This window comes from Paenibacillus sp. JT31N17, from assembly GCF_056269255.1.
The window spans coordinates 79,319-105,522 of record NZ_JBWDNP010000010.1 but is presented as its reverse complement, the minus strand read 5'-3'; the positions used below and the strand labels follow the sequence as shown (position 1 = coordinate 105,522).

The following is a 26,204-nucleotide window of genomic DNA, read 5'->3' as shown; positions in this document are numbered from 1 at the left end:
TGAAGCCCAGCCTTTCATGATCTTCGATGAGACTGCAGATATAATGTCAGCGAAAAGAGCAGAACCTCGGTTTTGGAGGCTCTGCTCTTTTGCTGCTCTGCTGCTCTTCTGCTCTGCTGCTCTTTTGCTGCTCTGCTGCTCTTTTTCTATGATGTGTCTTCAACCAGCGCTAGGCTGACACCGGACGGGGTTTGTACGATTGCAAGCCACGCCTGCCAATCTGTCCGGAAACGATGTCGTCTAAAAGGCCTTGATTAATTTGGGCTCGGCGCTTTCAAGCTTCCCATCCAGATATTGATCCACAATATCATTATTAAATGTGTTATAGATCATTCTTAGATGCTGGGGCATCCAGTCAGCAGAAGTAAATAATTTCCCATTCGATTTTTGCGGAACGGCATGGATCGGGTGGCCATCGCTAACAAGCTGCAGGAGCTTTATTAAATCCTCCGACACTTGTATGACCGCCTTGCAGGCGACATCATGTATGCCGTCTCCGCGTTCCAGAACAGGAACACAATGATGGATGATGCCGCCTCCATCCAGCTTGGAGGTAAGCTTGTGGATAGTCATGCCTGTCCAGTTCGGCTTCAGGAAATAAAAAGGCCAGAATAACGTGGTATTTCCCCTGTACCAGGGAGATAAACCGCCATGAATATTCCAGGCATACGCGGGAAGGCTCGCCAGCATATCTTCATTGAGCTTATGGATGCCGTAGCTGACAGCAATATCGGGCTGAAGATTTTGTATCCACTGCCTTGTTTGCTCATCATTAAGATTTTCTTTCGTTGCAGGATAAACCGGGATGCCGCTAAAATAGGAGGAATCCAAAGATCCGAAGAATTGCTCCTCACTTGTTTGCCGGTCCAGGAAATGCCGCTCAAAATTTTGTCTGTCTATCGGGGATAACTGATCATCGGGAACGGGCATAAATTCCTCACGGACCTCGATTAATAATCCCGAAAGTAAATGTTCATCGTATAATTTTTTGGCTACATATAAATGGCGGGGATGAGACCCTGTAAGAAATATCATTTTCACCCTAGCTCTCTTCCTTTCTCATGGAACGGTCCTTTCAACAATCCCTTCTCCACCAGCTTCTGCACGTATGGCATAAGGCCGTCAATATTACATTTGCTCCGTTCTGCTATATCCAGTAAAGTATGTTTGCCGTCTGAATAATTGAGCAGCGTTAAAATGCGATTAAGCTGCGTACGGCTATCAACGATTTCATTGGAAGATAAAAATCTGGTTGCGGGAGCGTTCATGTCAGGGTACAGATCATGTTTGTCCAGCTTCACTTCCCCATATGGGAATTGATTGATATAGCAGCCTTCCGCTTCATTCATCCGTAAAAGGGATTCCAGCTCATCAATACTTTGTTGAATCGCTTCTATCGTCATGGATTCTTTGGTATCCAGCGAATTATGATACCCCGGGTAATCGCCATAAACCATCCGGGCCATCTGGCCGACAGGCAGATTAAAGCCCGGCGAGCAATACTGCCTTTCATCCGAACCGAATTCCGGAGTAAACGGTCTTGTATCCCCCTCATATTGACCATGAGCAACCATCTGCTGCCATATTCGATCAAGCGGATTTTTGCCGGAACGTGACAATTTATAGCTTAATTTCCTTTGTCCGCCCAGACAGGTCAGTACGAGTCCCGCATGGGTACGTTCTTTCATTTGTTTGCCGAACCGATGCAGGTAGGCAATACTGCCAATGGTCTCCGGCGCAAACACGAAACGGTACGAAAAGCGGCGATTGGGCCAATTTGCAATTCTGTTATACAAAAAAGCAGCAGCCAAGGGTCCGCTTAATTCGTTATTAGCCATAGAAGGATGACAAATGTACGTGCTGATTAAGATTTCCCGCTTGCTTTCTCCAGGCAAGAACGCATGGGCATAATTTAATTCGCCATTTATCATTTCGCTGTCGATATAGGCAAGGTAGTCGCCATCTTCAAGCTGTTCAAGCTGATTGTGGGAAAGACAGAACCCCCATCTGCGTGTGTAATAGGAGGTTACATATGGAATGGCATCCGGCAGCCCGGGGATTGTATATAAGTGCTCCTTGAGCTTTGCGAGCGGCATAACCTCGTTAACAGGGGTACTATAATTGAGAATATGAAGATTATTCGTTTTGAAATTTGCAATGATTTCACCATTTGGCCCCTTTAGCCATGCATCTCGAATCACCCATTCCTCCGGAATTACCCAATCAAATACTTGAGTTCCAGTGGGGATGCCAAACACTTCCAAGGGAAGCTTCTCCGACAGCAGCATAAGAGTGTCTCGCAATCCCTGGCCGGTAATACTGCGGCAAAGGGGAAAGAGCTCGTCAAATAACAGGTTTATTTCCGCCATTTCCTGCTGCTTATTCACTCTTAATCCCTTTCCTCTCTCTTCGTTTCATGGAGATAGATTCATATAAATGGACCAGCTTTAAGGATATGGCGTTCCTTTCCATAACCGTTGAACCCCACGTGCGGTCGCATCACAGCATATCCACATTATATGATCGGTGAGACCGGTTTGATACTGGTATAGATGCATCATAACTTGCAGTCCCGTTGAACCTTCGCATGAATTTCATGCGGGATTAACCGGCTGTTATGCAGCTGACAACGGCAGTTTCGGAGATCGGTAATCATACCGCCTTTGAGCACTATGGATCGTCAGACTATTTCAACTCTTCCAATTTCCTGGTCAGCCCCATCCACCTCTCAGGCACATCCTCCACCCGATCGGCATAAACCGCCTTCAAATAATCCGAGACGTTCATCACCCGGTCTTCAACCAGCACCTCCCGTATTTCAGACGGCTTCCCTGGCACCAGGTTATTCAATACCGATTGGAAGCGGTCCAGGGGCAGAAACATGGCCGGACTTTTTCTGTAGGAGCAGAGTTTGGGATAACGCGGTGAGCTCCCCGAATCATACTTGGAGAGCCTGACTGCGGAATAATGCCCTGACATCAAGGCATATGCATCAAATTCCAGTACGGCGAACCTTTCTTCCGGTTCTCTTCGCGCGTAGGTGTCCATCATTTTCTGACAATCCTTTAACGTTGGCCAGAAAAACACATGCCGGTCCAGACATGCCCGAAATTGTTCCAGAGTAGTTGCCGGATCAATCATACTGCCTGGAATTCTGAGATGTGCATTCACGATGATGGATTGACCATTATAATTCACGTTTACGGGTTTTAGCCGGCGATCGCCGGAAATATCGCGGCTTGCTTGGCTGCTGGACAATAGAGCATCGAAATGGGCGATAGCCGGCAAATTGCCCGCCCTTGTAAAGTGAAATAAGGACTGCCTGTTTTTTGCTTTTGTTATAGCGGTCACTATCTTATCGGTCATGACTTCAGCTCCTCCGCTCAATCGGCTTCTAATCCCCAGCTTGACATTATTCCCTTATAAGATGCACAAGCATTCCTTCCAGCGCAAAATAGTCAACAATCAACGCTCCCGGAGCCGATGATCTTCCATACAAAAAACACTCCTCCAATAAGCATGTGAGAAGTGTTTGAAGTTTCTTGTTGGATATGCGAGTCAACTTATTAAAGAGGACCGTTCCGATGCACGTACACCGCCGCCTGGGTGCGGTCGTCCACCTCAAGCTTGGCGAATATATTCGTAATATGCGTCTTGACGGTCTTGACGGCGATCACCAGCTCTGCTGCGATCTCGTGATTGGTTTTTCCCTCCGCAATCAGGCGCAGAACCTCGATTTCCCGCGCCGTCAGCGCATCATGGGGCAGCTTCTGCGGCGCTCGGCGCATCTTGGAAAGCACTTTGCCGGTCACTTCCGCTTCCAATACCGAATCTCCTCTGCCCGCGGCGCGGATCGCAGCGGCAATTTCACGGGCTTTCGTTGTCTTGAGCAAATAACTGAGTGCTCCCGCTTCAATAACCGGATACACCATATCATCATCCATGAAGCTGGTAAGCACAATTACCTGCGGTGCATCCGCCAGCTGGCATATTTGCCTGGTTGCTTCCACGCCGCCCATCCCCTTCATGACCAGGTCCATGACAACCACATCCGGTTTCAGTTCCTTGACGAGCTTGACGCCCTCTTCTCCGCTGGCTGCTTCTCCGACAACCTCAATATCGGTCTGTATGTCCAGGTAACTGGATAAACCCATCCTCACCATTTCATGGTCGTCAACCAGCACTACTTTTATGCTCATGGCTGCTTATCTCCTTCGTTCCCGATAATCGGCACCTTCACATCCACCTGTGTCCCTTTGCCCGGGGATGAAACTACAGTCGCCACGCCCCCAATTTCATTGGCGCGCTCCTGCACGGTTTTTAATCCATACGAGGAGGACTTGTCAGCATCCCGATCAAAACCAATGCCGTTATCCGTTATCCGCAAATGCACCTGATGGTTGTACAAGCCAAGCCTCACGGTTGCGGAAGTGGCTTCCGAGTGCCGGAGAATATTGGACAATCCTTCCTGGGTAATGCGGAACAGATGATCCTCGATGCCTTTTGGGAGTTCCTCCACGAGTTCAATCTCGGACCGTATCGTGAGTGATTGCTTGTCCGCCATCTCCTTCAGAAGCTCCTCGAGACCTTCCTTCAGCGATTTCCCCTCCAGTGCAGCCGGACGAAGCTGCCTGAGCAGCGCCCGCATCTCATTTTGCGCATTTCCTGCCATTTTCTCGACCATCTCGATTTGCTTCCTAGCTTTCTCCGCATTCAAATCCGCGCTTTCCACGAGCGCCGAGGTCATCAGCGAAATCGCAAACAGCTGCTGGCTGACCGCATCATGAAGCTCGCGCGCCAGCCTCTGCCGTTCTTCGACGATTGCCGATTTCTTCAGCTGCTCCCCCATCTCCGCTTTCTCTGTCGACAGCTTCTGCAGGGAAGCGACCTGCCGCTGAATATGGCCGGCCATTTCATTAAGACGCTGGGCCATCAAGCCAACCTCATCGTCCTCGCCTTCCCGCATCTGCAGACGATGGGAGAAATCCCCTCTTTCGAACAGGGTGATGGATTCCAGGAGCCGCCCCATTCTTTTCTTCAACGTATTGCCGAAGGCCCATCCCGTAATCGCCCCAATCAGAGCGACAGCAGCGCCCAGGATGACGACGACCGGAATGTTTTTCTTCTCGATCCACCATAACAGGCGAAAATCCAATTTATAGAAGATGATGATTCCGCATAGAGCAGCGGCGAACATAAGCAGCGAGAAACCGATTGCATATAGGGTAAGCCTCCATCTGATGCTGACCAGCCGGTTCATTTTCATGTTATAAATACCTCACAGCCATATCCCCGATTATGGTGCTCATGACAAGATTTATTTTCCTGCCGGCTTGCGTATAATTCGCCGTTTCCATCCGGAATCGGGGATTCACTCCCTCACGATTGCGGCCCAGAACATCCAGCGACCCATAATATACCGTAATATCCGCATGGACTGCAAGATCATAGGGGAGATATACGGTCACATTGCCGAGCAAGCGGTCCACGGTAATAACCCGCTCCCCTTCCGCCGCGATGGCTTGAGACAGATCGATATGCACATCGCCAATCCCTCTCGGAACGGACAGATCCGTTAATACCACCGGGCGGATATATACATCTCCGAATCGCTCGCGCAGCGGGACCCGGCTGGCAGCGCCGCGACTCCGGTTTCTGGCTTCCGGTTTATTTTGCAGAAACGACCGTTTATTCAGCAGCAGAATATAACCCGCATAGATCAGGGCTGCACCGGCAAGCACACCCGGCAGATCCAGATCCAGTCCTTGCGACAGCAAAATCAGCGCGATTGTCCACGGGAACATGGCTGCCCACCTAATCCGGGAGCGGAAAGTGGACAACAGCGAGCCCAGACTGAACCAGATTAAGGGATCGTAATATCCGTAGCCTGTTCCCGCAATGATCCAATAGATACCGGCGCTGACGACGATATAACCGGTGAACGGATGAATGAGCAGACGTTTAAGCATCCTGTTTCCTTCTTTCTTAGGAATGGGGCCCAATATTCACATCGCCGGCCTGCACATGAATGTCGATCGGGACCTTGCCCGTTCCGCTGGAGGCATGCAGCTGCCTGTCGCCCTGATTGATGATCTTGTCGAACGGATAATCAGCGTTTACGCTTCCGCCTTGGGCTGCCGCATCCAGTTCAATGTCCGCTTGCCCAGGCAGAGACAGAGTGGCATCGCCTTCGAGAATATTGATGGCAATGGGTCCTTCCGGCTTGCCCAGCCGCGCATTCACGTCGCCATCGTTGACTTCGGCTTGCAATCCTCCCGAATAGCGGTCCAGATTGATGTTGCCTGCCGTCAGATTCACTTTCCCGTCGCCGCCGGCAATATTCGAGGCATTCATCTTGCCTGTTACGATGGCAGCGGTATAATCGCCTGAATAGTGATCAAGATTGATTTTACCCGTTACGATATCGAAGGAGGCATGGCCCGCGTGCAGCCGTTCTCCCGAAAATTTGGATGTATACGCTTTGAAATCGAGCCGCTCCGCATTCACATCGCTCACATTCACATCACCTGACTGGAGCGTTATCGCAAGCTTATGCAGGACCATCCGGGCATCTTCCGATTGTCCGTACACATGGATATCCCCATCACTGACTTCCGCAATCAAGCTATTCTTATAGAAGCTTGGAATATGAAGGTCTAGGGTGGAGCCGGTCGGCAGAAGACCCTTGGCCTTATCCTCCACAAGGACGTCGATTGAAATCCCCTCTTGCTTGAAGCTTAACGTGCCGCTGCCATGGAGTGCTGCTTCCATTTCTTGCGAATCGTCATCCGCAATGATGCGGATGTCTGCATGTGAAGCCTTGATCGAAATCTGTTCAATCGTAACCGGGACGGCAACCCGCTCCTCCTGACTTCTCCACGTCAAGCCCTCTTTAGGGAAGGAGGCTCCTATCATAATGAGGCCGCCCAGCAGGAGCAGAACGCCGATTAGCTTCTTCAACCGCAACAACCTCCTGTAAGACGATGGCTAACCATCCCATTTTATCATCAGACGGCGCTTTTTCCATACGTACCTGGATCTGATCTTGTATAAGACCACGGTCTTAGAGTGTCTGAAGCCTCAACCGCCTTCCGGTCTTAGACGAATTACAACCTGAGGACGTTACGAATGCCACTCTTCATGGTTTATTCTGTATAAACCTGCAAGAGTACGGCAGCACCGCACCAGGCAGGCTGGAAAATTCGAAACGGAGTGACTGCTTATGTATAAGAAATGGAACCTGTTAAAAAAACACCTGCTGGCGCTCAGTCTGCTGTTGTCCATCCCCCTGCTCAGCATCGCTTATATTTATCTGAATCACAGCAGAGGCGAGCACACGTTCAGCCTGGTAACCGATCTGGACCAGCAAATTCCGTTTTTGAAAATATTCATTCTGCCGTACTTGGCCTGGTTCGTCTTTATATTAGCCTGCTTTGTGTACCTTGCCTTCCGTAATCGTCAGCTGTACATGCACACGCTGCTGCGCTTTAATATAGGGCTCGTCGTCTGCTACCTGGTCTATGCCGTTTATCAGACCCATGTGCCGCGTCCGGAATTGGTCGCCAACGACTGGCTGGACCGGCTCGTTCAATATGTCTACAGCATGGATGAACCCTTCAACTGCTTCCCGAGCACGCATGTGCTGACCTCGTACTGCATGATGAAAGCCTTTATCTCGTCACCCGGAATCAACCGGTATATCCGCATTGCGGTATCAGGCATGTCCTTCCTTATTATCGCCTCGACCTTATTTGTCAAACAGCATGTGCTGATGGACATGGCGGGTGCGATTGCGGTTGTGGAAGTGATTTATTTTGTCGGTGCCCGAACCTGGGCACGAACCCGTGCAGGTGAAAAGCGAAGCAGCATTACTGTCCTTCCTTAATGAGGGATTGTTCGGGAGGTGCAGATGTTGACCCCAAGCCCCAGACCTGCCATCGCCATTGCCATTGCCAGCAGCAGATAAGCTTCGATAATCATCTGTGCGCTGCACAAAACAAGCGCTGCCCTGACATGCAGGGGAGCGCTTGTTGTGCAGCTGCCTTTATCCGAATCGATCGAAATTACGTGTTCTGCGTATACGAGCCTATGCGTGCCTGCAGGGGACGGGGGCTATCTGCTGCGCGCATGCTGTCATAAGCTTGAACAGCTGCGGTGGCAACCTCTATATCCTGATCGCTTGTTCCGCCGCTCACTCCGACTCCTCCGTAGATCCGGCCGTCTTTAATGAGAGGAATCCCTCCCCCCAGGATGACAATCCGCCCGTTATTCGTTGTATTAATGCCGAAGGAAGGTCCGCCGGGAAGTGCCGCCTGGGACAGATTGACTGTCGGCATTTTCATCGCCACACTGGTCCATGCCTTGTTCAGGGCAATATCGATCCCGGCAATACGGGCATAATCCATGCGGTGAAAAGCAATCAGATTGCCTCCCTCATCAACAATCGCGATGTCCTCAGATACCCCGATCTCCCGGGCCTTCTTCTCCGCTGCCAACAGCAATGCTTTAGCCGTATCCAGCATAATCCGCATAGACGCATACACCCCTTATGACCATATATTAAGTAGTGTATGGTCATTTTCCCAGTGAAATGATCTAATATCTAAATTCTCCATGGCACCATTTAACACACTATTTAGTCGTAAAGTATGTTTTAATAAAAGAGAGCCAATATAAAATCTACAGCAAAGGAGCTCAGGCCTTATGCAAATCTCTTCATTCCTGTTTCCCAAAGACAAGGTTGCTTTCATCACTTCCTCCATGTCCATGAAGGAAGCGATGGATCAGCTGGAGCATCACCATTACTCGGCTATTCCCATTATTGACGACGACGGCAAATATATCGGCACCCTCTCGGAGGGCGATCTGCTGTGGAAACTGAAGAATACCCCGGGTCTTACCTTTGATAATATGCAGCAGGTGCCCGTAACCGAAATAAAGAAACGCATCCATAATGAATGCGTCTCGATTAATGCCCAGATGGAGGATATGCTGGCTCTGGCGGCTGATCAGAATTTCGTGCCAGTCGTGAACAATGACCGTGTATTCATCGGAATTATCCGCCGTAAAGATATAATTGCCTATTACACTAAAAATATTACCGATTGACTGCCGCTCCGGACCAGCATGGCATAAACACATTTCTCGAAGAGATGCTCTGCAATCCTGCTGTCCTCCCGCAATCATGGGGGATAAGCAGGCAGCCTCTTCCTGCTATTATTGATGTACGACAGGCGCCGAATCCCAGCGGCCCGGCAGTACGGATTTTTCATACGATTTGACCTCGGCCAGCCATTCCTCGCGAACCGGAACCCCGCTTTGCTCGCAGTAGTAATCCCATACCGCTCCAAATGGATAGGATTTGAATTCTTCAGCCAGTGCCAGACGTGTCGTATAATCCCCTTCGAGCTCCGCCTGCTTCAGCGCTTCAGCCGGTTCCAGCATGGCCCGCAGCAGGGCTTTGATTGTATTGCGCGTCCCGATCACCCATGCCGCCACACGGTTGATGCTGGCATCGAAGAAATCCAGTCCGATATGTGTAGTATCCAGCAGATCATTGCGCACAAGCTCCCGGCCGATGTCCAGCAGCTCGTCGTCAAGCACAACGACATGGTCGCTATCCCAGCGGACCGGACGGCTGACATGTAGCAGTATGCCGCTTGTAAACAGCGACAGCGAAGACAGCTTGTTGGAAATCACTTCCGTCGGATGAAAATGTCCCGCGTCCAGGCAGATCAGCTTATCATTCTTGATGCCATACCCCATATAAAATTCATGGGAGCCTACCGTATAAGCTTCCGCACCGAGACCGAACAGCTTGCTCTCCACCGCATCAAGGTTATGCTTCGGATCAAGCTCCTCCGCAAATACTTCATCGAGCGCTTCCATCAGGCGGCGGCGCGGCGCGAGCCGGTCGGCGGGAATATCCTTGTAGCCGTCCGGGACCCAAACATTGGTCACACAGGTCTGACCCAGCTGCTCGCCAAAATAAGCGCCGATTTTGCGCGAGGCTTTGCAATGATCGATCCAGAACCTCCGGATGTCCGCATCCGGATGGCTCAATGTAAACCCGTCCGCGGATTTCTCATGGGAGAAGCAGGTCGGATTGAAATCCAGCCCGAGCCCCTGTGCCTTCGCCCAATCGACCCAGGATTGAAAATGGCGGGGCTCCAGCTGGTCCAGATCCACCTTTTCGTTCGTATCGGCGTAGATTGCGTGCAAATTGACTTTATGCTTGCCAGGAATTAATGAGAACGCTTTCTCCAAGTCCGAACGTAGTTCCTGAGGCGTGCGCGCAGCCCCCGGGTAATTACCCGTTACCGAAATTCCTCCGGTCAATTCCTGATCCTGAAACAGGAAGCCGCGGACATCGTCGCCCTGCCAGCAGTGGACGGAAATCCTGATTTGGGCAAGCTTGCGCAGAACCTCGTCCACATCGATTCCATGCTTTGCATACAGCTGCCGGGCATCTTCGTAACTTGATTCAATTGACATGGTCGAACCTCCTAAAGCGATATGGGTGGTGTTACAGCATACTGTCTCGTACAAGAAGAAACGGCTGAAGCCATCCATTCTGTAGCTATGTCAAGTTTCTTCCCTCAGAAATATAAGCAAAGTATGATGGATTTTTATACTTTCTTATATTTCAAGAAAAGCCTTCCCTTGATCATCTCACGTAACAGTATGCCATAATCACCTGCTCAATTCCACGTCAATCGGGACAATTTCAGTCAGAAAATGAACCTTTAACGGCTATCCCTGCCGAGTACTCCAGCGTTCTTGGAAGAGTTCATCAGAACCGTCCTGATCTGAAGATCGAATAGAGCAGCCACATAAACAGAAACCCCGCGATGACAAAACCGATCTCGATCGCCGGGATGTTCCACAGCATGCTGTTTTGGTGACTGATGGAAGAACCGATGATCAGACCCAGCATGATGATGCTGAAGGACAGCAGCACAAGGCTGATTGACAGCCGGTTGCTGATCCGGTCCAGCTTATTCAGGATGCCGTCAATGCCCGAGACGCTGATCTCCAGCTTCAAATTGCCGTTATTCACAACGTTCAGCAGTCCTTTGATCTGTTTCGGAAAATCGACCAGGATCTCGCGGTAATCGGATACGTCCTTCCACAGCCGTTCTCCGATATTTTTCGGGTTAAAGCGCTCCTTAAGCAGTCGTTTGCCAATGGGCTCCGCTATCTGAATGATGCTGATCTCCGGGTCCAGCTTCTCGACAACGCCTTCCATCGTCAGCAGTGTCTTGCCAAGAAGAATCAAATCGGCGGGGATGCGGATTTGATGGCGGTAGGCCAGATCGAACAGGTCCTGCACCGATTCGCCGAGACTGACCTCGCTGAGAGCGACTCCATAATATTTATCGCGCATTTGATTGACATCTTTTCGAAGCTCTTCCTTATCGACATGCTCGGTAATTACCCCCATATCGAAAAGGGACTTTATAATGGCATCGGTCTTCTTGCGCATCAGCCCAATAATCAAATTGGAAAAATGAAGCTTCATTTCCGGCGTAAGCCGTCCGACCATCCCAAAATCGATAAAAGCGACAACCTCGCCCGGCAGCACCAGCAGATTGCCGGGATGCGGATCAGCATGGAAGAATCCTTCAATAAAAATTTGATGCAGCACCGCTTGTATGAGGCGTTCAGCGATAATTTTATTATTATAATTCTTGCTCTTCAGCTGCTCGTTGTCGCTGACCTTAATGCCCTCGACAAACTCCATCACCAGCACCTTGCCTGAAGAATACGCCCAGTACACGCCGGGAATATATATATTGACGTCCTTCTCGAACTGAGCGGCTATGAGCTCCGTGTTCTTTCCTTCGATCTTGTAATCCAGCTCATCAATCAGCGATTTGCCGAATTCCTCAATCATTTTTTGAATTTGATATTTTTTGGCCCAATCGAACCGGTTCTCCATAATGGCAGCCAGATTGCGGAGTATCTCCAGGTCGGTTTTGACCGTCTCGGCGATGCCCGGGCGCTGAATCTTGACCGCTACCCGTTCTCCGCTCGTCAACCTGCCTTCGTGAACCTGGCCAATGGAGGCGGCAGCCGTAGGCACTTGATGAAAATCAGCAAAAATCTCCTCCATACGCATACCGGATTCCGCTTCGATGATGGCCTGTACATCGGAAAAAGGAAAAGCTTCAACCTGATCCTGAAGCTTTTCCAGCTGCTTGATCATCTCTTCCGGCAGCACATCCGAACGCGTGCTTCCGATCTGTCCGAGCTTGATGAAGGTCGGACCCAAATCCTGAATGACATTCCCGATCCGCTCCCATAGCGATAATTTGGGCGTTTTCTCGGATTGCCTCATGATCCTTGCGGGCAGGGAAAGCATATGGAAAATATCAATTTCCTCCACGATAAAACCAAAACCGTTGCGAATCAAAGCGATTGCGATATCCCGATACCGGTTTATGTGACGCACTCGTTTACCGAACATAGGGCTGGGTTCCTTTCAGTTGGCCTTGACGCCTACGCCTGATCCTCTTGCTGCTTCCCGGGCTGATCCTCTGTCTGAACTTCACTCACAACTGCTTTCTCAACCTTCAGATCCTTGATCTGGGATTCCAGGCGCAGAATATCATCCTTGGTGGCAACGTTCAATTCAACCAGCAGCAGCTTGAGCTGCTCCCGCACGATCCGTTTGAGCTCATTTTGCTCGTCCTCGCCCTTTTGTATCAGGCGGTTCAGCAGCTCCTTGGAGTCGCCAGGGGCGATCTCCCCTTTTTTCACCAGCTCCTCGACCGCCTTCTCGACCTTTTCCTTGCTTGTAATCGTAATGCCTACGCCGAGCGCCAATGCCTTTTTGATCAATTCGTTCATCTTAACAGCCTCCCGTTCATTCCTTTATATTTACTTGCATGAATCCTGGCTTTAGTACAGCTTCCCCTGAATATATAGATTGGTCGACAGCTTCATGACCGCGTGGGTATAGCAGATTTGACGCAGCGAGCGGGTGTTCCCGAAGTAACCGGGGTAAATCGCGTTCATGGTTGATTTCATCTTGTCATGAAGCAGCTCAAATACCTGCGCTTCACTGTAAAATTGTGTCTCGCGGCCCTGCAGCCACTCAAAATACGAGACGATAACGCCGCCCGCATTCGCCAGAATATCCGGTATGACGATACAGCCTTTATCCAGCAATATCTGATCCGCATCGCCCGTAACCGGAGCATTCGCTCCCTCTACAATAAAGCTGGCTTTGATGCGCTCCACATTATCGGCGCGTATCTGATCCTCCAGCGCCGCGAGTACCAGAACCTCGACATCCAGATAGAGAATATCCTCCCTGCCACGGATTTCCGCTTTGACATTCGCTTCGGCAAGCCCTTCCGGCGTATTCGGCAGATCGCCATGATGCGTCTGTGCATAACCGATGAGAGCAGGAATGTCCAGGCCCTCGGCATTGTATAAAGTGCTGTTGCGGTCGCTGACCGCCACTATTTTATTCTGCAGCTTCGTGCACTGGTAGGCTTCCAGGGCCACGATGGAACCGACATTGCCGAACCCCTGAACGGCCAGCTTCAGCGGTCCGCCGGCAAGAGCCATAACGGTCTGGGCGAAGGCGTTGCTGCTTCCTGCAAACCCATGCTGTCCCTGAAGAAAATCATGGAGCAAATAGCGGAAGGTGAAATAAACGCCCTTGCCGGTCGCTTCCCTTCTTCCCAGGGAGCCTCCGTTAATGACGCTTTTGCCCGTGAAGCTGCCGCGATAGGGCTTCCCGGGATTAATGCTTTTATATTCAGCCATCATCCAGTCCATTTCGCGTTCTCCCGTGCCAACGTCAGGCGCTGGAATATCCTTGTCGGGTCCCAGAATATCGCTGAAATACTGGACATATTTTTTGCAGATGAGGTACAGCTCGCGTGCGGAATAGTTTCGCGGATTAATCGCAACCCCGCCTTTTCCGCCGCCAAAAGGAACCTCATGCAGCGCGTTTTTAAGTGTCATTAACGCAGCCAAATTAATAACTTCATCCTCGTTCACCGATTCGTGGAAGCGGATGCCCCCTTTATATGGCCCCAGCGTATCGTTATGCTGAGTCCGAAAAGCGGGAATCCTCGTCACCTCGCCATTGTCCAGCGGAACGCGCAGAAAGGATTTGTGCATGCGATTGGGAGTAGATAATATGGAGGCCAGAGATTTGAAGGCTTTCGCTCTGATTTCGTCCTGTAAAACCGGCAAATAAGCGGCGTCTTCCAACAGATTTTGTAAGGAACGCTCAATGACTGCGCTGGTCTTGCTTGTCATATGTATGGATCACCTCATATTTTGGATTGTCGTACGTTGCCTCCTCCAATTACAGTATAACCAACCGCGGGACTTTGACCAAATTTTTACTTGAGACAGCCTTAACCTTGGCAGCAGACTGCGGCGAAACAGCAATAAGGAGGCCTCTTCCTGGTCTCAGACCGGTAAGAAACCCTCCTTATTCGTAAAACCCGGGGACAAGCATGGCTGCGCAGGTGGAAGCCGCGTTTCACGCGCTAACACTTCTCCACCCGGCTTCCGCGGCTCACCGGTTATCTATATAAACGCCATCAGACTCCTACAGCGTGAGCCATCCTGACGGATTTTCGAATCCGCACGGCCATCACGGCCGCAAACAAGCAGACAAAGCCGGCCATCACGAACGGAACGGTATAGCTGCCGAGCCAGTCGCGCAGCACCCCTGCCCCATAAGCGGCAGTGGAAGCCCCTACCTGATGAGCAACGACGATCCAGCCAAATACCATTCCCGCCTTTTCTTTTCCGAATACATCGGAGGTGATCTTGACCGTCGGCGGGACAGTGGCAATCCAGTCCAATCCGTAGAATACCGCGAAGATCAGCAGTTGGGTGTAGCCCATACCGAGCGCGGCAGGCAGGAAGATCAGGGAAAGACCGCGCAGTCCGTAATACCAGAACAGCAGCCATCTGCTGTCGAACCGGTCGGACAGCCAGCCGGAGAGCGTCGTGCCTACAAGATCGAACACTCCCATCAACGCCAGCAGCCCTGCCGCTATGACAATGGGGATATCAAAATCGCCGCAGGCCGGGATCAGATGGGTACCGATCAGCCCGTTGGTGGAAAACCCGCAGAAGAAGAAGGTCCCGGCGAGCAGCCAGAAAGTTCCGCTCCGTGAAGCGGAAGCAAGGGTCTGCAGCGGCGCAAGAAATAAATTTCCTCTGAATGGAGCCGGCCGTGTGACCTCGGCCTCGCCTAGCGGAGCCGCTCCGACATCATAAGGGTGATTTCTCATCCATATGGCAACGACAGGGATCAGCAGCACAAGAACGGCTACCGTCGTAAAGATCGAGGCTCTCCAGCCAATCGCCGTCGTAATTTGCGCCAGCAGCGGGAGGAACAGCAGTTGTCCGGTAGCCGCGCTGGCCGTAAGCAGTCCCACCACTAATCCTTTATGCTTGACGAACCAGCGGTTTGCCACAGTTACGCCAAGAACATTGGCCATCATGCCCGTGCCCAGCCCGACCATGACGCCCCACAGCAGGAAAAACTGCCAGAGCGCCGTCATCAAGGGTGTCAGCGACAGACTGCCCGCCAGCAGAATCATGGCGATGACCATCATCCGGCGAATGCCGAAACGCGCCATAAGCGCAGCTGAGAATGGCCCCATAAGGCCATAAAGCAGGATCTTGATGGATAAAGCTCCGGAAACGGAGGCCCGGTCCCAGCCGAATTCCTTTTCGAACGAGAGCATCAGAACACTCGGTATCGAATTGATTCCAGCGGAGACGAGCAGGGCCAAGAAGGCAATCAACACGACGATCCATCCATAATAAAGCTTTGATGCCTTTGCGGCCTCTGTCATCATTTGTTCCTCCCGAATGAATAAATGCTTCTTTACTGTAATATTAAATATTACAGTAAAGAACAAAAAAAATTTACAGCCTGGATTGCAGCTCCACGCGACTTAGAATATCGGCAATTGTATAATTGCGCAGGTAGCTGCCCACCTGATCCTCCAATGAAATAAAAATGCCATCCATGGCGCTCTCAATATTGGCCCCGATCAGACATTGCGTATTGGGATTCGGAAATTTAGGCTTCAAAGATCCTTCCGAAGTAAGCAGATACAGTTCATCCAGCGTGACCTCTTCCGGCCTGCAGTTGAGCTCGAACCCGCCTCCGGCACCTTCTTTGGATTTGATATACCCTTTCTTGCACAGCATGCTGAGTACCTTGCGCACCCTTACGGGATGGACGGAAACGCTTCTGGCAATCCGGTCGCTTGGCGCTATATGTAAAGGCAAATGAGCCAAATAGGATAGACTGTGTACGGCTATTGTGAAATCGCTGTTCATACGCTGCCTCATCTCCATTGGTTGAATAACTATAATAATATTTGTTACAGTTACATCCGTCAAGAATTTTTTTCGTCCGGCAATGCAAAATTTTTTACGCGGCCTTTTCCGGTTTATTCAGGATTTGATCCGATTGTGGTACGATAATATTTCAATATGAATGATCTCTATTATTATTCATCATTAGCGGTAATCGATACGATAGTTGAAGGAGGTCCGTCAATGGACCATGCAGAACCTGAGTTTTCCCCAAGCTTTGCACTGGATGAATATACGAACCGCTTCCTTACCGAATATCCCGTGAACTGCCAGCTCCGGAAAGCTCCGCTTGGCCAACGGATGCTCCACGCCCATAATGGCTTCGAATTTTATTTTTGTCTGGATGGCTCCGGCTCATACATCGTCGGAGATCGGCTGTATCCTCTGAAAGCCGGCACATTGACCATTATCCGGCCTCACGTCGTTCACAGGCCCTTCACCGGAAAGCCTGAACCCCTGCACCGGTTCGTTGTTTCGATAGACGAAGCTTATATGGATGCAATCAACGCAGCCTGCTTCGGCTCCACTCTGCCTATTTGTTCCCTGTTCATAGATGACGATTACCAATCTGGCCATTATTTTCTTTCCACGCCGCAGCAATCGAAACTTGCCAGCCTTCTCTCGGAGCTGGAGCTGCAGCTCCAGAACAAGAACCCCTATGGCGAACTGGCTATCCTCAAATCCGTTGCGGAAATGCTTCTGCTTATCATTGACCTGCAAAAAACCGGACCGGCCGGCATGAGCCTGAACGAGTCTGAAGATGAACGGATTGTAGGCGGGGTATTATCCTATTTGACAGCGCATTATCAGGAAAAGCTCCAGATTGAAGATTTGCTGCGGCTGTATCCAGTCTCCCGGTCGCGGTTGTTTTATATTTTCAAGAAGGCTACCGGAAATACCATCAAGCAGTTTCTGACGGATTACCGTCTGAATCAGGCCAAGCGGCTGCTGGCGGAAACCTTAATGCCGGTTACAGAAATAGCTCTGCAAACAGGCTTCGGGGATATGTCACACTTCTTTCATGTGTTCAAACGAGGTACCGGGCTATCGCCAAAAAAATACCGCGGGGGAGCCGACCGGCAGCACAAAAAGGCAATCCGGTATGAGCCGGATCACCTGAATGTGTGATGAAAAATTTCAGGCCTGCATATGGAAGCGTCATCTTTCGATATTTCACAATTGTTTATAAGTGAGCCAGCTGTCTGCCGCTTGTCGAAGCAACTGCCATACGCCTGAATTTTTGGTCTCCGGCTAACTTTCTGCGCAGATTACACGGGAGCTCGCGATCTTTGGGATGAGCGCGCAGCCAGGCGCTTTGCTCACCGCCATACTCATTCCTTCCCGCGCATGGCTTGAACGAGCAGCAGGAGAACCAATCCTTGACCATAGAGAGCCGGATAAATGGGAACCTCATTATAAGCCGCGATGCTGGCCAATACAGGCGTGCCGCCGGAAACGCCTCCGACTACCCCCTCCTCCGAAATATAGGGGATCACCGCTTGTACGACGCGTTCTATGACAGAGCTAAGCTGTTCATCGGATTCAATAAGTCCCATATCAAGAGCTTTCGATAATCCGCAGCCGATTCCGGCGCTTCCGGAAATCTCTCGATAATAATCAGGGTGATCCATCACCGTACTCCATAAACCATCCGCCTGCTGGTAGCCTGCCAGACCTGTAATCAACCTGCCGTATCTTTCGGTAACCTCATCGGGAACCTCAATCAGGGGAGCAATCTCCTCCAGGATCATGGGGATCCCAACCGTTACCCATGCATTCGCTCTTGTCCAGCGGGCTGCGGACATATGGCTGCCGGTATCGCAATTCCAGCCGTGGAACAGCACCTGGGTCTGCGTATCCTGAAGCAGCCGCAGGTGAATCAGAACCTGACTCGCCGCTTCCTCCGCATAACGCTTATTGTTGAGCATGGAAGCGGTGCGCGCCAGAAAAAGAACAGCCATAAAGATCGTATCCGCCCATACCTGCTCCGAGAAGCTGGCATTCTCGGTAACCGTATGTTCAAAAGCCTGTTCCCGGGTACGGGGAGCCTCGGTAACCAGCCACAGGGCCACCCGCTCCGCTTCTTCCGCATACCAGTTCTCGCCTGTCAGACGATGCAAAGCCGGAAATACCGCAAAGGGAGCAATGCTGTTTATAACTCTGGTTCCCTCCGCCTTGTCTTTGTTATTCGCCACCCAATTAACCAGATATGCCAGTATCTCCGGGTCCTGTACGGCTTCGTAATATTCCATCAAAGCAATGACGCCCACTCCGGGCACCCAATCCCATTGCTGAATGTCCATTCCCCATTGACCGGAATGATCCTTCTTCATCTGCTTCCATATTAAATCCCCATACTGCCGCATCGTCAAGCACCTCCTCAAGATTTGCTGCCGGACTCAACAGCCGGCAACGCCAATTTACCATGTTCCGGGCAGCAAACACTTGGGGGATCGTCCTGAAAATATGGGCAAACGTCCACAGGGAACCGATTCCGGATTCCTTGTGAAAAGATCGGATATCTTACTTGGCTTGATGCTTGAGCAGCAGATCTGTCAATGTATCGATTTGTCCGTAAGTCGAGACGGGATCAAAATAAAAATAAGTTTTATAATCGAGGCTGATCACATGCCCCTCTTTGACGGCCTTCAAGCTTTTCCATACGGAGCTTGCCATTAAAGATTTCAGAGCTTCATCCGTTCCGTCAGGGTAGGAGCTCAAGAAGATATAATCCGCATTCAAATATTCGGGGAGCACTTCAAGCGATACGGTTTTGTATTGCTCGCCGCTGTCAATCACATCTTTTTGCACAAGCGGGGGAGCCTTAAAGCCAAGGACATGATAGATGACCTCTCCCCCTCGGCCATAATTATCGCCAAGCATGGCAATGGTTTTGCCGTCCGTTTCGAGAAGCGATGCGGTCATACCCGGCTCCATGATCCCTTTCAGCTTCTCTTTGGCCTCCTTGGCCTTGTCCTCGTAATCAGCCTGCCATTTCGCGGCTTCCTCCTGTCTGTTCAGCAAATCGCCGAACATGGATACTTCCTCACGGATATTCTTGATGGAATCGTAAGGAATGAGCAGCGTCGGTGCGATTTTGGCCAATGCATCATAGCTGTCTATCAGTGTATCATTGATGACAATCAGATCCGGTTCAAGCGCCAGCACCTTTTCCAGCGAGGCAGGCGAGCCGATGTCCGTAATGGTTTGCTCCTGAGTGGTCAGGAACGGGCTTCCCATCCACCACTCCTTGCTTCCGCCAATCGGCTGGATACCCAGAGACAGCAGCGTCCCATGGTAATAACCGGCAACGATCCGCTGCGGATTGGCGGGAATTTCAATATCCCCCTTAACTGTTTTGACGATTCTGGTGTCAGATCCACCCTGCGCTTCTTCTTCCTTCTCCCCGCCGGCTGCCGCTGAATCAGACCCGCTGGCATTCGTACCCGCGGCGTTTTGCTGTCCATTTGCAGGTGCTGGTTCCGAATTCCCCCCGCAGGCGCTTACGATAATTGCGAATACGACGAGCATACCTAATATTCCTGTTCTACGTGAAACGTGAAGCATGCTTATCCCCCTTCTTAATTGTTAATGATTATCATTATCATTTGTAATGATAACAAACATCCCGGGAATCGTCTATCCATAATCTGACGAATATTTGTGGCAAACTATTGCCGTATGACACCTCTTCGGGCTGCAGTTCCGGGGATGAGGTATTATGCCATAAAAACTTTGTTTCAGCTAAGCCGCGTATCTTCTCCCTATTGAGGTAAATGGAAAAAAAGCCCTGCCGGTTAGAAATTGGCAGAGCCTGAGACCCGAATTTCGTTATAACCTGCAAATTATATTAGCGTTCGAACGCTTATTCGACATTTTTCAACTAGACGAATCCAAGCTGCCTGCAAGGGGAAACGAACAAAAAACACGCATGCTTTGCCGTTCGGCATCAGCACTGCGTGTGTTCAACCCACAGCTATCTGAAACTGCGTGTTTTTTGATCGTGTTCTTTATCCTGCTAGACGGTCCTTGTCTCCAGACATTTCTCAAGAATAGCCATACGGATAAACAGGCCGTTCTGGGCTTGCCGGAAATAGCCTGCGCGGGGATCGGCATCAACCTCCGCTTCGATTTCTCCCGCGCGGGGAAGCGGATGCAGGATGAGGGAATCCTCCCTCATATGCTCCAGCAGATGACGGTCAATGATATATTTTCCTGCCGCAAGCTGATATTGCTCCATTGACGGGAACCGTTCTTTCTGAACGCGTGTCTGGTAGAATACATCGGCCGTTTCCGCTACCCTGGCCAAATCGCCGGTTTCCTCGTAAGCTACCCCCTTCTCGTCCAGATAATGCTTGACCGATTCCGGGATCCTGGCATTATCAGGGGCGATAAAGGTGATCCTGACATCCTTATAGTTCGACAACAAATAACTGAGCGAGTGCACCGTACGCCCATAGGTCAAATCGCCGATCATGGCGATATGCAGACCTTCGATCCGTCCCAATTCCTTCTGAATGGTGTACAGGTCCAGCAGCGCCTGGGTGGGATGCTCTCCAGAGCCATCGCCCGCATTAACAACAGGAACTCTCTCCGAGACCGCCGCCGCGCGATGCGCCGCACCTATATCCGTATGACGGAGCACAATAACGTCGCAATAGCCCGAAACGACCCGCACCGTATCCTCCAGCGTTTCTCCCTTGATCGCCGAAGAGAACTGCGCGGCATTCTCCGTTCCAATGACGCTGCCTCCGAGACGGTACATCGCCGATTCGAAGGAGAGCCGGGTCCTGGTACTGGCTTCAAAAAACAGGGAGCACATAATTTTGCCTGCAAAACGGGTTGTCCCGCCTGTCGCCACAATCTGTTCCATTTGTGCAGCGGAGCGGAATAGTTCTTCCAGCGCCGTTTTCCCAAATTGCTTCGAACCAATGACGTGAAATGAGGGATTCATAGGGTTTCGTTCCTTTTCCGGCAGCGAATACAAGCTTCGTGCCCTTAATAGTTGAATTCATTCAAATACCGCTATATAAAGTGGATCACTCTGGATCGGCAAGCATGCCAAAAACTCCCGACCTTTAGAATTATAACGCAATTCCGGGTCGGGAGGTATCCTTCTTTATTCAGGTTTGCTTGACAGTGCGGCTATCCTTTTTTTGCGATAATTTCCGTATTTTTGATCCGCTGCGGTTGAACAGGAGAAGGTGAGCGAATTCGTCAGATCAACAAGCGTCAGACGGCAGCCGTGCTTCGCTCCGGTATCAATCCCAAGCTTCCGGTTCGCCTGCCACAGCTCTCCCCGCTCCGCGCCGAGCCGATGTGTTGGCGTATGACCGAACACAACCGTCCGGCGGTCCGAATGGGGATACCGGTGAAAAGGCTCCCTGATTTCCGTCAAATCCAGGATCGTCTGCTGCTCCAATGAAACCCCAGGCCTGATCCCGGCGTGCACGAACAGATAAGAATCATGCCCGGCATGCAGCGGAAGCGACAGGATATACTCGCACCAATCCTTGCGGCGGGCCTCCTCCGCCTTCTTCAGGCCTTGAAACTCCTTGTTTCCCGCAAGCGCAACAGCTCCGTCTCTTGTCAATGCCTGAACATAGTCCAGTGTATGGAAGGAAGCGATGTCGTCATCAACATAATCGCCAAGCAGATAAAGACGATCGGAACGGGAATCATAATCCGCTGCTTCAAGCAGCAGCTTCAAGCCTTCCGTATGTCCGTGAATATCCGAAATAACCAATAAACGAGACAAGGTATTTTAACTCTCCTTCGTATCCAGGGCATAAACAAACGTCAATGCGACCGGTATTTCAACATGAAGCTCCGCTCCAATCGAAACACGGCTGCTGTGGAGCACGGATAAACGCTGCCCGTCTTCCGTTTTCACCAGAAGCCGCCACTGATTTCCCTCAAAAGCGCAGTGAATAACCGAAAGAGTCAGCCGATTGGAGCTTGCCGACCCGGATGTCTGAGACCCGTCGGTCAACGTAATATCTTCCGGACGGATCATGACTTCCACCCCGGCACTTTCATGAAGCGGTGCCGTTTCATTGGCAAATGCATATTGAAAAGTCACGCCGCCTATCCGTACACGGGGTTCACTATCGACATAGGTGATCATCCCCTGCAGCACATTGGTCGCGCCCAGCAGCGAGGCTGCCCAGCGCGAAGCCGGCTTGCGGTAGCACGCCTCCGGCTCATCAAGCTGATCCACCTGGCCGCTCCGCATAATCATCAGACGATCCGCCAGTGAAAATGCCTCGCTGGGATCATGGGTCACATGAAGTACGGAAATACCCAGCTGGCGGAACAAATAAGACATCTCCGTGCGCATATCAATGCGCAGCCGCATATCAAGGTTGGATAAAGGCTCATCCATCAGGAGCAGCGAAGGGCGGGTTGCGAGCGCCCGGGCAATAGCCACGCGCTGCTGCTGGCCTCCCGACAGCTGTGGAGGAAATCGTCCTTCCAGCCCTTGCAGCTGGAGCAGATCCAGCAGCTCCCCTATTTCCTTGCGCTGTTCCTGTGCGCTCATCCGTTTGCGCCTCAGTCCATAGGCGATATTATCGTAGACCGTCATATGCGGCCATAAGGCATAATCCTGAAATACCATATTGATGCCGCGCTTCTCAGGTGCGACAAAACGGCCCGGAGCCGCGACAGTCTGGCCGCGCAGCCGGATTTCTCCGTCATTCGGGGCGTCCAGTCCGGCAACCAGCTGCAGGAGTGTGGATTTTCCGCAGCCGGAAGGCCCCAGTATACTAATAATTTGCCCTTCCTCCAGCTTGAAGGAAACGCCCTTCAGCGCTGTGAATGAGCCATGCTTCTTCACCAAGGAGTTTACTTCCAGAACATCAGTCATGCAGTTGTTTCTCCTTTCTGCGGAACGCCAGCTCAAGCAGCAAAATAATCAGAATGACGAGTCCGCCGCCAAGCATCGTTGCCGCAGTGGCATATCCGAATTTTAAATCTTCAAAGCCTTTGTTGATCGCCACCGGCAGCGTCATGAAATTAGGCGGGTACAGGATGGTCGACACCGCAAGGTCGAATACGCTGGAGCCGAAGGCGGCAAGCCCTGCGGATAACAGCGCCCCGCGGACAAGCGGCAGCAGAATTTCATGGCTGCGCCTGATAAAGCCAACGCCCTGAAGCTCGGCGGCATGTATCAGCTGGATCGGAATTTTCGTTAAGGAGCCGACAATGATACGCGTAATGATAGGAATAGCGCCGGCAACGCTGGCCAATACCAGAATCCAGGGCGTTCCGTATAACAGTAGTCCGATGTTCTCCAGCCATGCTTGATTCCAGACGAAAATATATCCGATGCCCAGCACGACACCCGGAACTGCCAACGTAACCAATGAAAAAATATCGATCAGCCGCTTCCAGCGAAAACGTGAATAAATCAGCACATAAGCGACAAGGAATCCAATAATAAGGCTGATAATCGCGGTTGAGCCGGCAATCATCAGAGAATGATACAAGCCCTGGAACAAAGCCTGCTTGTTGACGAACAGCTCCCGGTAATAATGGAGCGTCCAATTGCTCCAGACAAAGCCTCTGGAAATATTATTCATAAAGGACACAGCCACATTGGTTCCCATCGGGATTCCTATTACAAGGATGAGAAACAGGATATTCCCTGCTGTGAGCAGCAGACCTTTGCTCCCCATATTCTTGGGTACAGCTGCTGTTGCGCGGGAAGAGAGAAAATCAAATCTGGCTTTGCGCAAGGCATAGAACTGGACGAACATGGCGATCGCAATGAACAGAACCAGATAAAAAGACAATACGCCCGCCATATCAAACCGGATCGGCGACGTATAAATGGCCGAATAAATAGAGTAAGGCAGCGTCGGAAACCGGTACACCGCCGCAAGGGCTGATGGCAGCCCGAAATCGCCGATCGTATCCATAAACACAAGCGCGGCCCCGGCCAGAAATGCCGGCAGCAGAAGCGGCACCCAGATCGTCCGCCACACGGTAAAGGGACTGGCTCCGCACAGCTTGGCTGCGCCTCCCAGCTGATCCACCTTCCATTCCATGGCCGTGTATACACTCAGGTAGGCAAAAGGAAACTTACTCAGCACCATAATGGCGACAAGCCCGGCGGGTTGGAATACGAGCGAGGTCACCCAGTCCCAGCCAAATATTTTATGTGCAAAGCCATTGGAGGAAGCGAACAGAACCCAACCTTGGGCAAGTATAAAAGAAGGGGTAATCAATAACACCCAGACGGACAGATCAAGCCATCTTGCCGTAGGGAATGACCAGCTTGAACGAAGCATGGCAAGGCCCCCGCCTAGTAAAGTCGCAAATACCGTCGTGCCGCCTGCCAGCAGCAGGGAATTCAGCATGGACTGCCGCCACAGCGGCCGGCTGAATACATCAAGCAGCAAGGAGAGATTGCCGGGATTCCAGTCACCGAAGAAAACGCCGGGAAAAACAACCTGGATCATTACGGCTGCCAGCGGATAGAGAATAAGCAAAGCCAATATTGCAGATACGAGCCAGCCCAGAAAGTTGGGAGACAGGGACGGCCTCAGCCGCCCCTGCCCTATGTTCCGATTATTTGCTTTTATCATACTGCAGCCTACTTAACCGATTGGTCAGCGAACCATTGCTTGATTTCGGCTTCATGTTCAGCTGCCCATGGCGCTTGCGCATAAACAAGCTTCGTATCCTTGGCGCGGTCATCCTTGGCATTAACGCCGACAGTGGAAGGCTCAAAGTAGCTTTCTGCTCCCTGATCGATCAGGTACTGCTGCGTTTTGGGATCCAGCAGGAATTCAATGAATGCTTTGGCAGCCTTCATATGCGTGCTCTCCTTCTGAATGGCTGCGACACGAACGGATGCCGGAGCGCCTTCTTCAGGCCAAACGATTTCGATCGGCTCTCCATCCTTCTTGAGCGTATAAGCATTGCTTTCCTGGATGGCTGCCACCTGAATCTCTCCGCCGGCTACGGCAGTAGCGACATTCGGGTTTTTCGGATAGACATGCATACCGTTGTCCAACATTCCTTTGAAGAACGTTTTCCCTTCATCCATTCCCTTGTTCTCGAAGAACCAGGATACGAAAGGATAGGCAGGAGCAGCTACGGCCGGATCGGCCATGCCGACGAGTCCTTTATATTCCGGCTTGGCGAGATCCGCCCAGCTTTTTGGCGCTTTATCGGCCGTGATCAATTTCGTATTATAAATAATGACGCCCGCAGCATGTACGCCGGTTGGGAAATAGGCATTGTTGGCAGGTACGATTGGTTTTGTAAAATCAGTCAGATTCTTGAGGTTCTCCGGCTGCCAGTCTTCCAGCAGCTGGCCTTGCTCTCCCAGTGAATGAATGGAAGGCAGAGCATCCATCCATACAACATCCCAATGCGGATTTCCTTTTTCCGCTTCGATACGGGACATCGTTTCCGCGCCATTGCCGACAACAAGATTCACTTTGTAACCCGTCGCTTTTTCAAATTCTGGTCCGATAATCTCATCAAAGTCATTCAGATAGACAGTCAGAGGCTCATCGTCGGACTTGTCATTCGGATCCTCAGCAGGAGCATTTGCTGCCGCATTCCCAGCTGCATTCTCCGCAGTGTTTCCTGCGGTATTGTCTGCTGTGTTTCCTGCAGCCGTTCCAGTTTCATTGCCCGACGCGTTAGCACTTCCTGCTGCCGCATTCGCGTTTGTGTTTGTGTTGCCGGCCCCATTGTTGCTCCCGCATCCTGCCACTGCCAGCACCAGCGCCAGCATGAACAGGACAGTCCCCACCTTTTTACTCCACATTTTACGCATTTCTAAAATCCTCCCTAAATCTTTTTCGTTTTAC

General features: G+C 51.2%; 24 protein-coding genes. 3 read left to right on the top strand and 21 right to left on the bottom strand.

Going from position 1 to position 26,204, the window contains the following annotated elements; all coding sequences use genetic code 11:
* Positions 1-240: 240 nt before the first annotated feature.
* The 7 genes from AC0YOB_RS26005 to AC0YOB_RS25975 form a co-directional block, all read right to left on the bottom strand.
* On the bottom strand, positions 241-1,035 hold the full coding sequence (locus AC0YOB_RS26005) for a formyltransferase family protein (protein ID WP_475795343.1): 795 nt from the start codon (positions 1,033-1,035) through the stop codon (positions 241-243).
* Positions 1,036-1,037: 2 nt separating this feature from the next.
* Complete coding sequence (locus AC0YOB_RS26000; protein ID WP_475795237.1) at positions 1,038-2,387, bottom strand: DUF4910 domain-containing protein; 1,350 nt, start codon at positions 2,385-2,387, stop codon at positions 1,038-1,040.
* A 298-nt stretch (positions 2,388-2,685) separates the two neighbouring features.
* Positions 2,686-3,366 (bottom strand): DUF7002 family protein, encoded by a 681-nt coding sequence (locus tag AC0YOB_RS25995; RefSeq protein WP_475795236.1) that lies wholly within the window; start codon positions 3,364-3,366, stop codon positions 2,686-2,688.
* 200 nt (positions 3,367-3,566) lie between these two features.
* Positions 3,567-4,199 carry a response regulator transcription factor gene (locus AC0YOB_RS25990; protein WP_475795235.1) on the bottom strand — a complete coding sequence of 211 codons (633 nt, stop codon included), beginning with the start codon at positions 4,197-4,199 and terminating at the stop codon, positions 3,567-3,569.
* On the bottom strand, positions 4,196-5,266 hold the full coding sequence (locus AC0YOB_RS25985; protein WP_475795234.1) for a sensor histidine kinase: 1,071 nt from the start codon (positions 5,264-5,266) through the stop codon (positions 4,196-4,198). The genes AC0YOB_RS25990 and AC0YOB_RS25985 overlap by 4 nt, the downstream gene beginning before the upstream one ends.
* Before the next feature lies 1 nt (position 5,267).
* Positions 5,268-5,969 carry a cell wall-active antibiotics response protein LiaF gene (gene liaF, locus AC0YOB_RS25980; protein ID WP_475795233.1) on the bottom strand — a complete coding sequence of 234 codons (702 nt, stop codon included), beginning with the start codon at positions 5,967-5,969 and terminating at the stop codon, positions 5,268-5,270.
* A gap of 16 nt (positions 5,970-5,985) precedes the next feature.
* Positions 5,986-6,960 carry a DUF4097 family beta strand repeat-containing protein gene (locus AC0YOB_RS25975; protein WP_475795232.1) on the bottom strand — a complete coding sequence of 325 codons (975 nt, stop codon included), beginning with the start codon at positions 6,958-6,960 and terminating at the stop codon, positions 5,986-5,988.
* Positions 6,961-7,222: 262 nt separating this feature from the next.
* Here AC0YOB_RS25975 and AC0YOB_RS25970 point away from each other — a divergent pair, with 262 nt between their 5' ends.
* Positions 7,223-7,885: a phosphatase PAP2 family protein gene (locus AC0YOB_RS25970; RefSeq protein ID WP_475795231.1), complete on the top strand. Its 663-nt coding sequence runs from the start codon at positions 7,223-7,225 to the stop codon at positions 7,883-7,885.
* Between the two features lie 178 nt (positions 7,886-8,063).
* On the opposite strand, the gene AC0YOB_RS25965 is transcribed toward AC0YOB_RS25970, so the two are convergent.
* Positions 8,064-8,531: a GlcG/HbpS family heme-binding protein gene (locus tag AC0YOB_RS25965; RefSeq protein WP_210040451.1), complete on the bottom strand. Its 468-nt coding sequence runs from the start codon at positions 8,529-8,531 to the stop codon at positions 8,064-8,066.
* A 172-nt stretch (positions 8,532-8,703) separates the two neighbouring features.
* Between AC0YOB_RS25965 and AC0YOB_RS25960 the strand changes: the two genes are divergently transcribed.
* Positions 8,704-9,108: a CBS domain-containing protein gene (locus AC0YOB_RS25960; protein ID WP_210040449.1), complete on the top strand. Its 405-nt coding sequence runs from the start codon at positions 8,704-8,706 to the stop codon at positions 9,106-9,108.
* A gap of 108 nt (positions 9,109-9,216) precedes the next feature.
* Here the strand turns inward: AC0YOB_RS25960 and rhaA are convergent, their stop codons facing one another.
* The 6 genes from rhaA to AC0YOB_RS25930 all read right to left on the bottom strand — a co-directional run bounded on the left by rhaA (position 9,217) and on the right by AC0YOB_RS25930 (position 16,335).
* On the bottom strand, positions 9,217-10,494 hold the full coding sequence (rhaA, locus tag AC0YOB_RS25955) for an L-rhamnose isomerase (RefSeq protein WP_475795230.1): 1,278 nt from the start codon (positions 10,492-10,494) through the stop codon (positions 9,217-9,219).
* Between the two features lie 298 nt (positions 10,495-10,792).
* Positions 10,793-12,469 (bottom strand): ABC1 kinase family protein, encoded by a 1,677-nt coding sequence (locus tag AC0YOB_RS25950; protein ID WP_475795229.1) that lies wholly within the window; start codon positions 12,467-12,469, stop codon positions 10,793-10,795.
* A 32-nt stretch (positions 12,470-12,501) separates the two neighbouring features.
* Positions 12,502-12,852, bottom strand: a complete 351-nt coding sequence (locus tag AC0YOB_RS25945; RefSeq protein WP_475795228.1) for a phasin family protein — start codon at positions 12,850-12,852, stop codon at positions 12,502-12,504.
* Positions 12,853-12,903: 51 nt separating this feature from the next.
* A complete protein-coding gene (locus tag AC0YOB_RS25940) occupies positions 12,904-14,280 on the bottom strand; it encodes a Glu/Leu/Phe/Val family dehydrogenase (RefSeq protein ID WP_475795227.1) in 1,377 nt (458 codons plus the stop codon).
* A 290-nt stretch (positions 14,281-14,570) separates the two neighbouring features.
* The gene (locus AC0YOB_RS25935; RefSeq protein WP_475795342.1) at positions 14,571-15,842 is read right to left on the bottom strand and encodes an MFS transporter; all 1,272 of its coding nucleotides are present in this window, start codon (positions 15,840-15,842) and stop codon (positions 14,571-14,573) included.
* A 73-nt stretch (positions 15,843-15,915) separates the two neighbouring features.
* A complete protein-coding gene (locus AC0YOB_RS25930) occupies positions 15,916-16,335 on the bottom strand; it encodes an Rrf2 family transcriptional regulator (protein WP_475787312.1) in 420 nt (139 codons plus the stop codon).
* A gap of 222 nt (positions 16,336-16,557) precedes the next feature.
* Between AC0YOB_RS25930 and AC0YOB_RS25925 the strand changes: the two genes are divergently transcribed.
* Positions 16,558-17,502, top strand: a complete 945-nt coding sequence (locus AC0YOB_RS25925) for a helix-turn-helix domain-containing protein (protein WP_475795226.1) — start codon at positions 16,558-16,560, stop codon at positions 17,500-17,502.
* Positions 17,503-17,705: 203 nt separating this feature from the next.
* On the opposite strand, the gene AC0YOB_RS25920 is transcribed toward AC0YOB_RS25925, so the two are convergent.
* From AC0YOB_RS25920 to AC0YOB_RS25890, 7 genes are all read right to left on the bottom strand, one after another.
* Positions 17,706-18,740 carry a glycoside hydrolase family 88 protein gene (locus tag AC0YOB_RS25920; protein WP_475795225.1) on the bottom strand — a complete coding sequence of 345 codons (1,035 nt, stop codon included), beginning with the start codon at positions 18,738-18,740 and terminating at the stop codon, positions 17,706-17,708.
* A 157-nt stretch (positions 18,741-18,897) separates the two neighbouring features.
* On the bottom strand, positions 18,898-19,905 hold the full coding sequence (locus AC0YOB_RS25915; protein ID WP_475795224.1) for an ABC transporter substrate-binding protein: 1,008 nt from the start codon (positions 19,903-19,905) through the stop codon (positions 18,898-18,900).
* A 487-nt stretch (positions 19,906-20,392) separates the two neighbouring features.
* Positions 20,393-21,328: an aspartate carbamoyltransferase gene (pyrB, locus tag AC0YOB_RS25910; protein ID WP_475795223.1), complete on the bottom strand. Its 936-nt coding sequence runs from the start codon at positions 21,326-21,328 to the stop codon at positions 20,393-20,395.
* Between the two features lie 165 nt (positions 21,329-21,493).
* Positions 21,494-22,132 carry a metallophosphoesterase gene (locus AC0YOB_RS25905; RefSeq protein ID WP_475795222.1) on the bottom strand — a complete coding sequence of 213 codons (639 nt, stop codon included), beginning with the start codon at positions 22,130-22,132 and terminating at the stop codon, positions 21,494-21,496.
* Between the two features lie 6 nt (positions 22,133-22,138).
* On the bottom strand, positions 22,139-23,242 hold the full coding sequence (locus AC0YOB_RS25900) for an ABC transporter ATP-binding protein (RefSeq protein ID WP_475795221.1): 1,104 nt from the start codon (positions 23,240-23,242) through the stop codon (positions 22,139-22,141).
* Positions 23,235-24,965, bottom strand: coding sequence for an ABC transporter permease (locus AC0YOB_RS25895; protein WP_475795220.1), 1,731 nt, complete (start codon positions 24,963-24,965; stop codon positions 23,235-23,237). The genes AC0YOB_RS25900 and AC0YOB_RS25895 overlap by 8 nt, the downstream gene beginning before the upstream one ends.
* Before the next feature lie 8 nt (positions 24,966-24,973).
* Positions 24,974-26,170: an extracellular solute-binding protein gene (locus tag AC0YOB_RS25890; protein ID WP_475795219.1), complete on the bottom strand. Its 1,197-nt coding sequence runs from the start codon at positions 26,168-26,170 to the stop codon at positions 24,974-24,976.
* Positions 26,171-26,204: the final 34 nt, after the last annotated feature.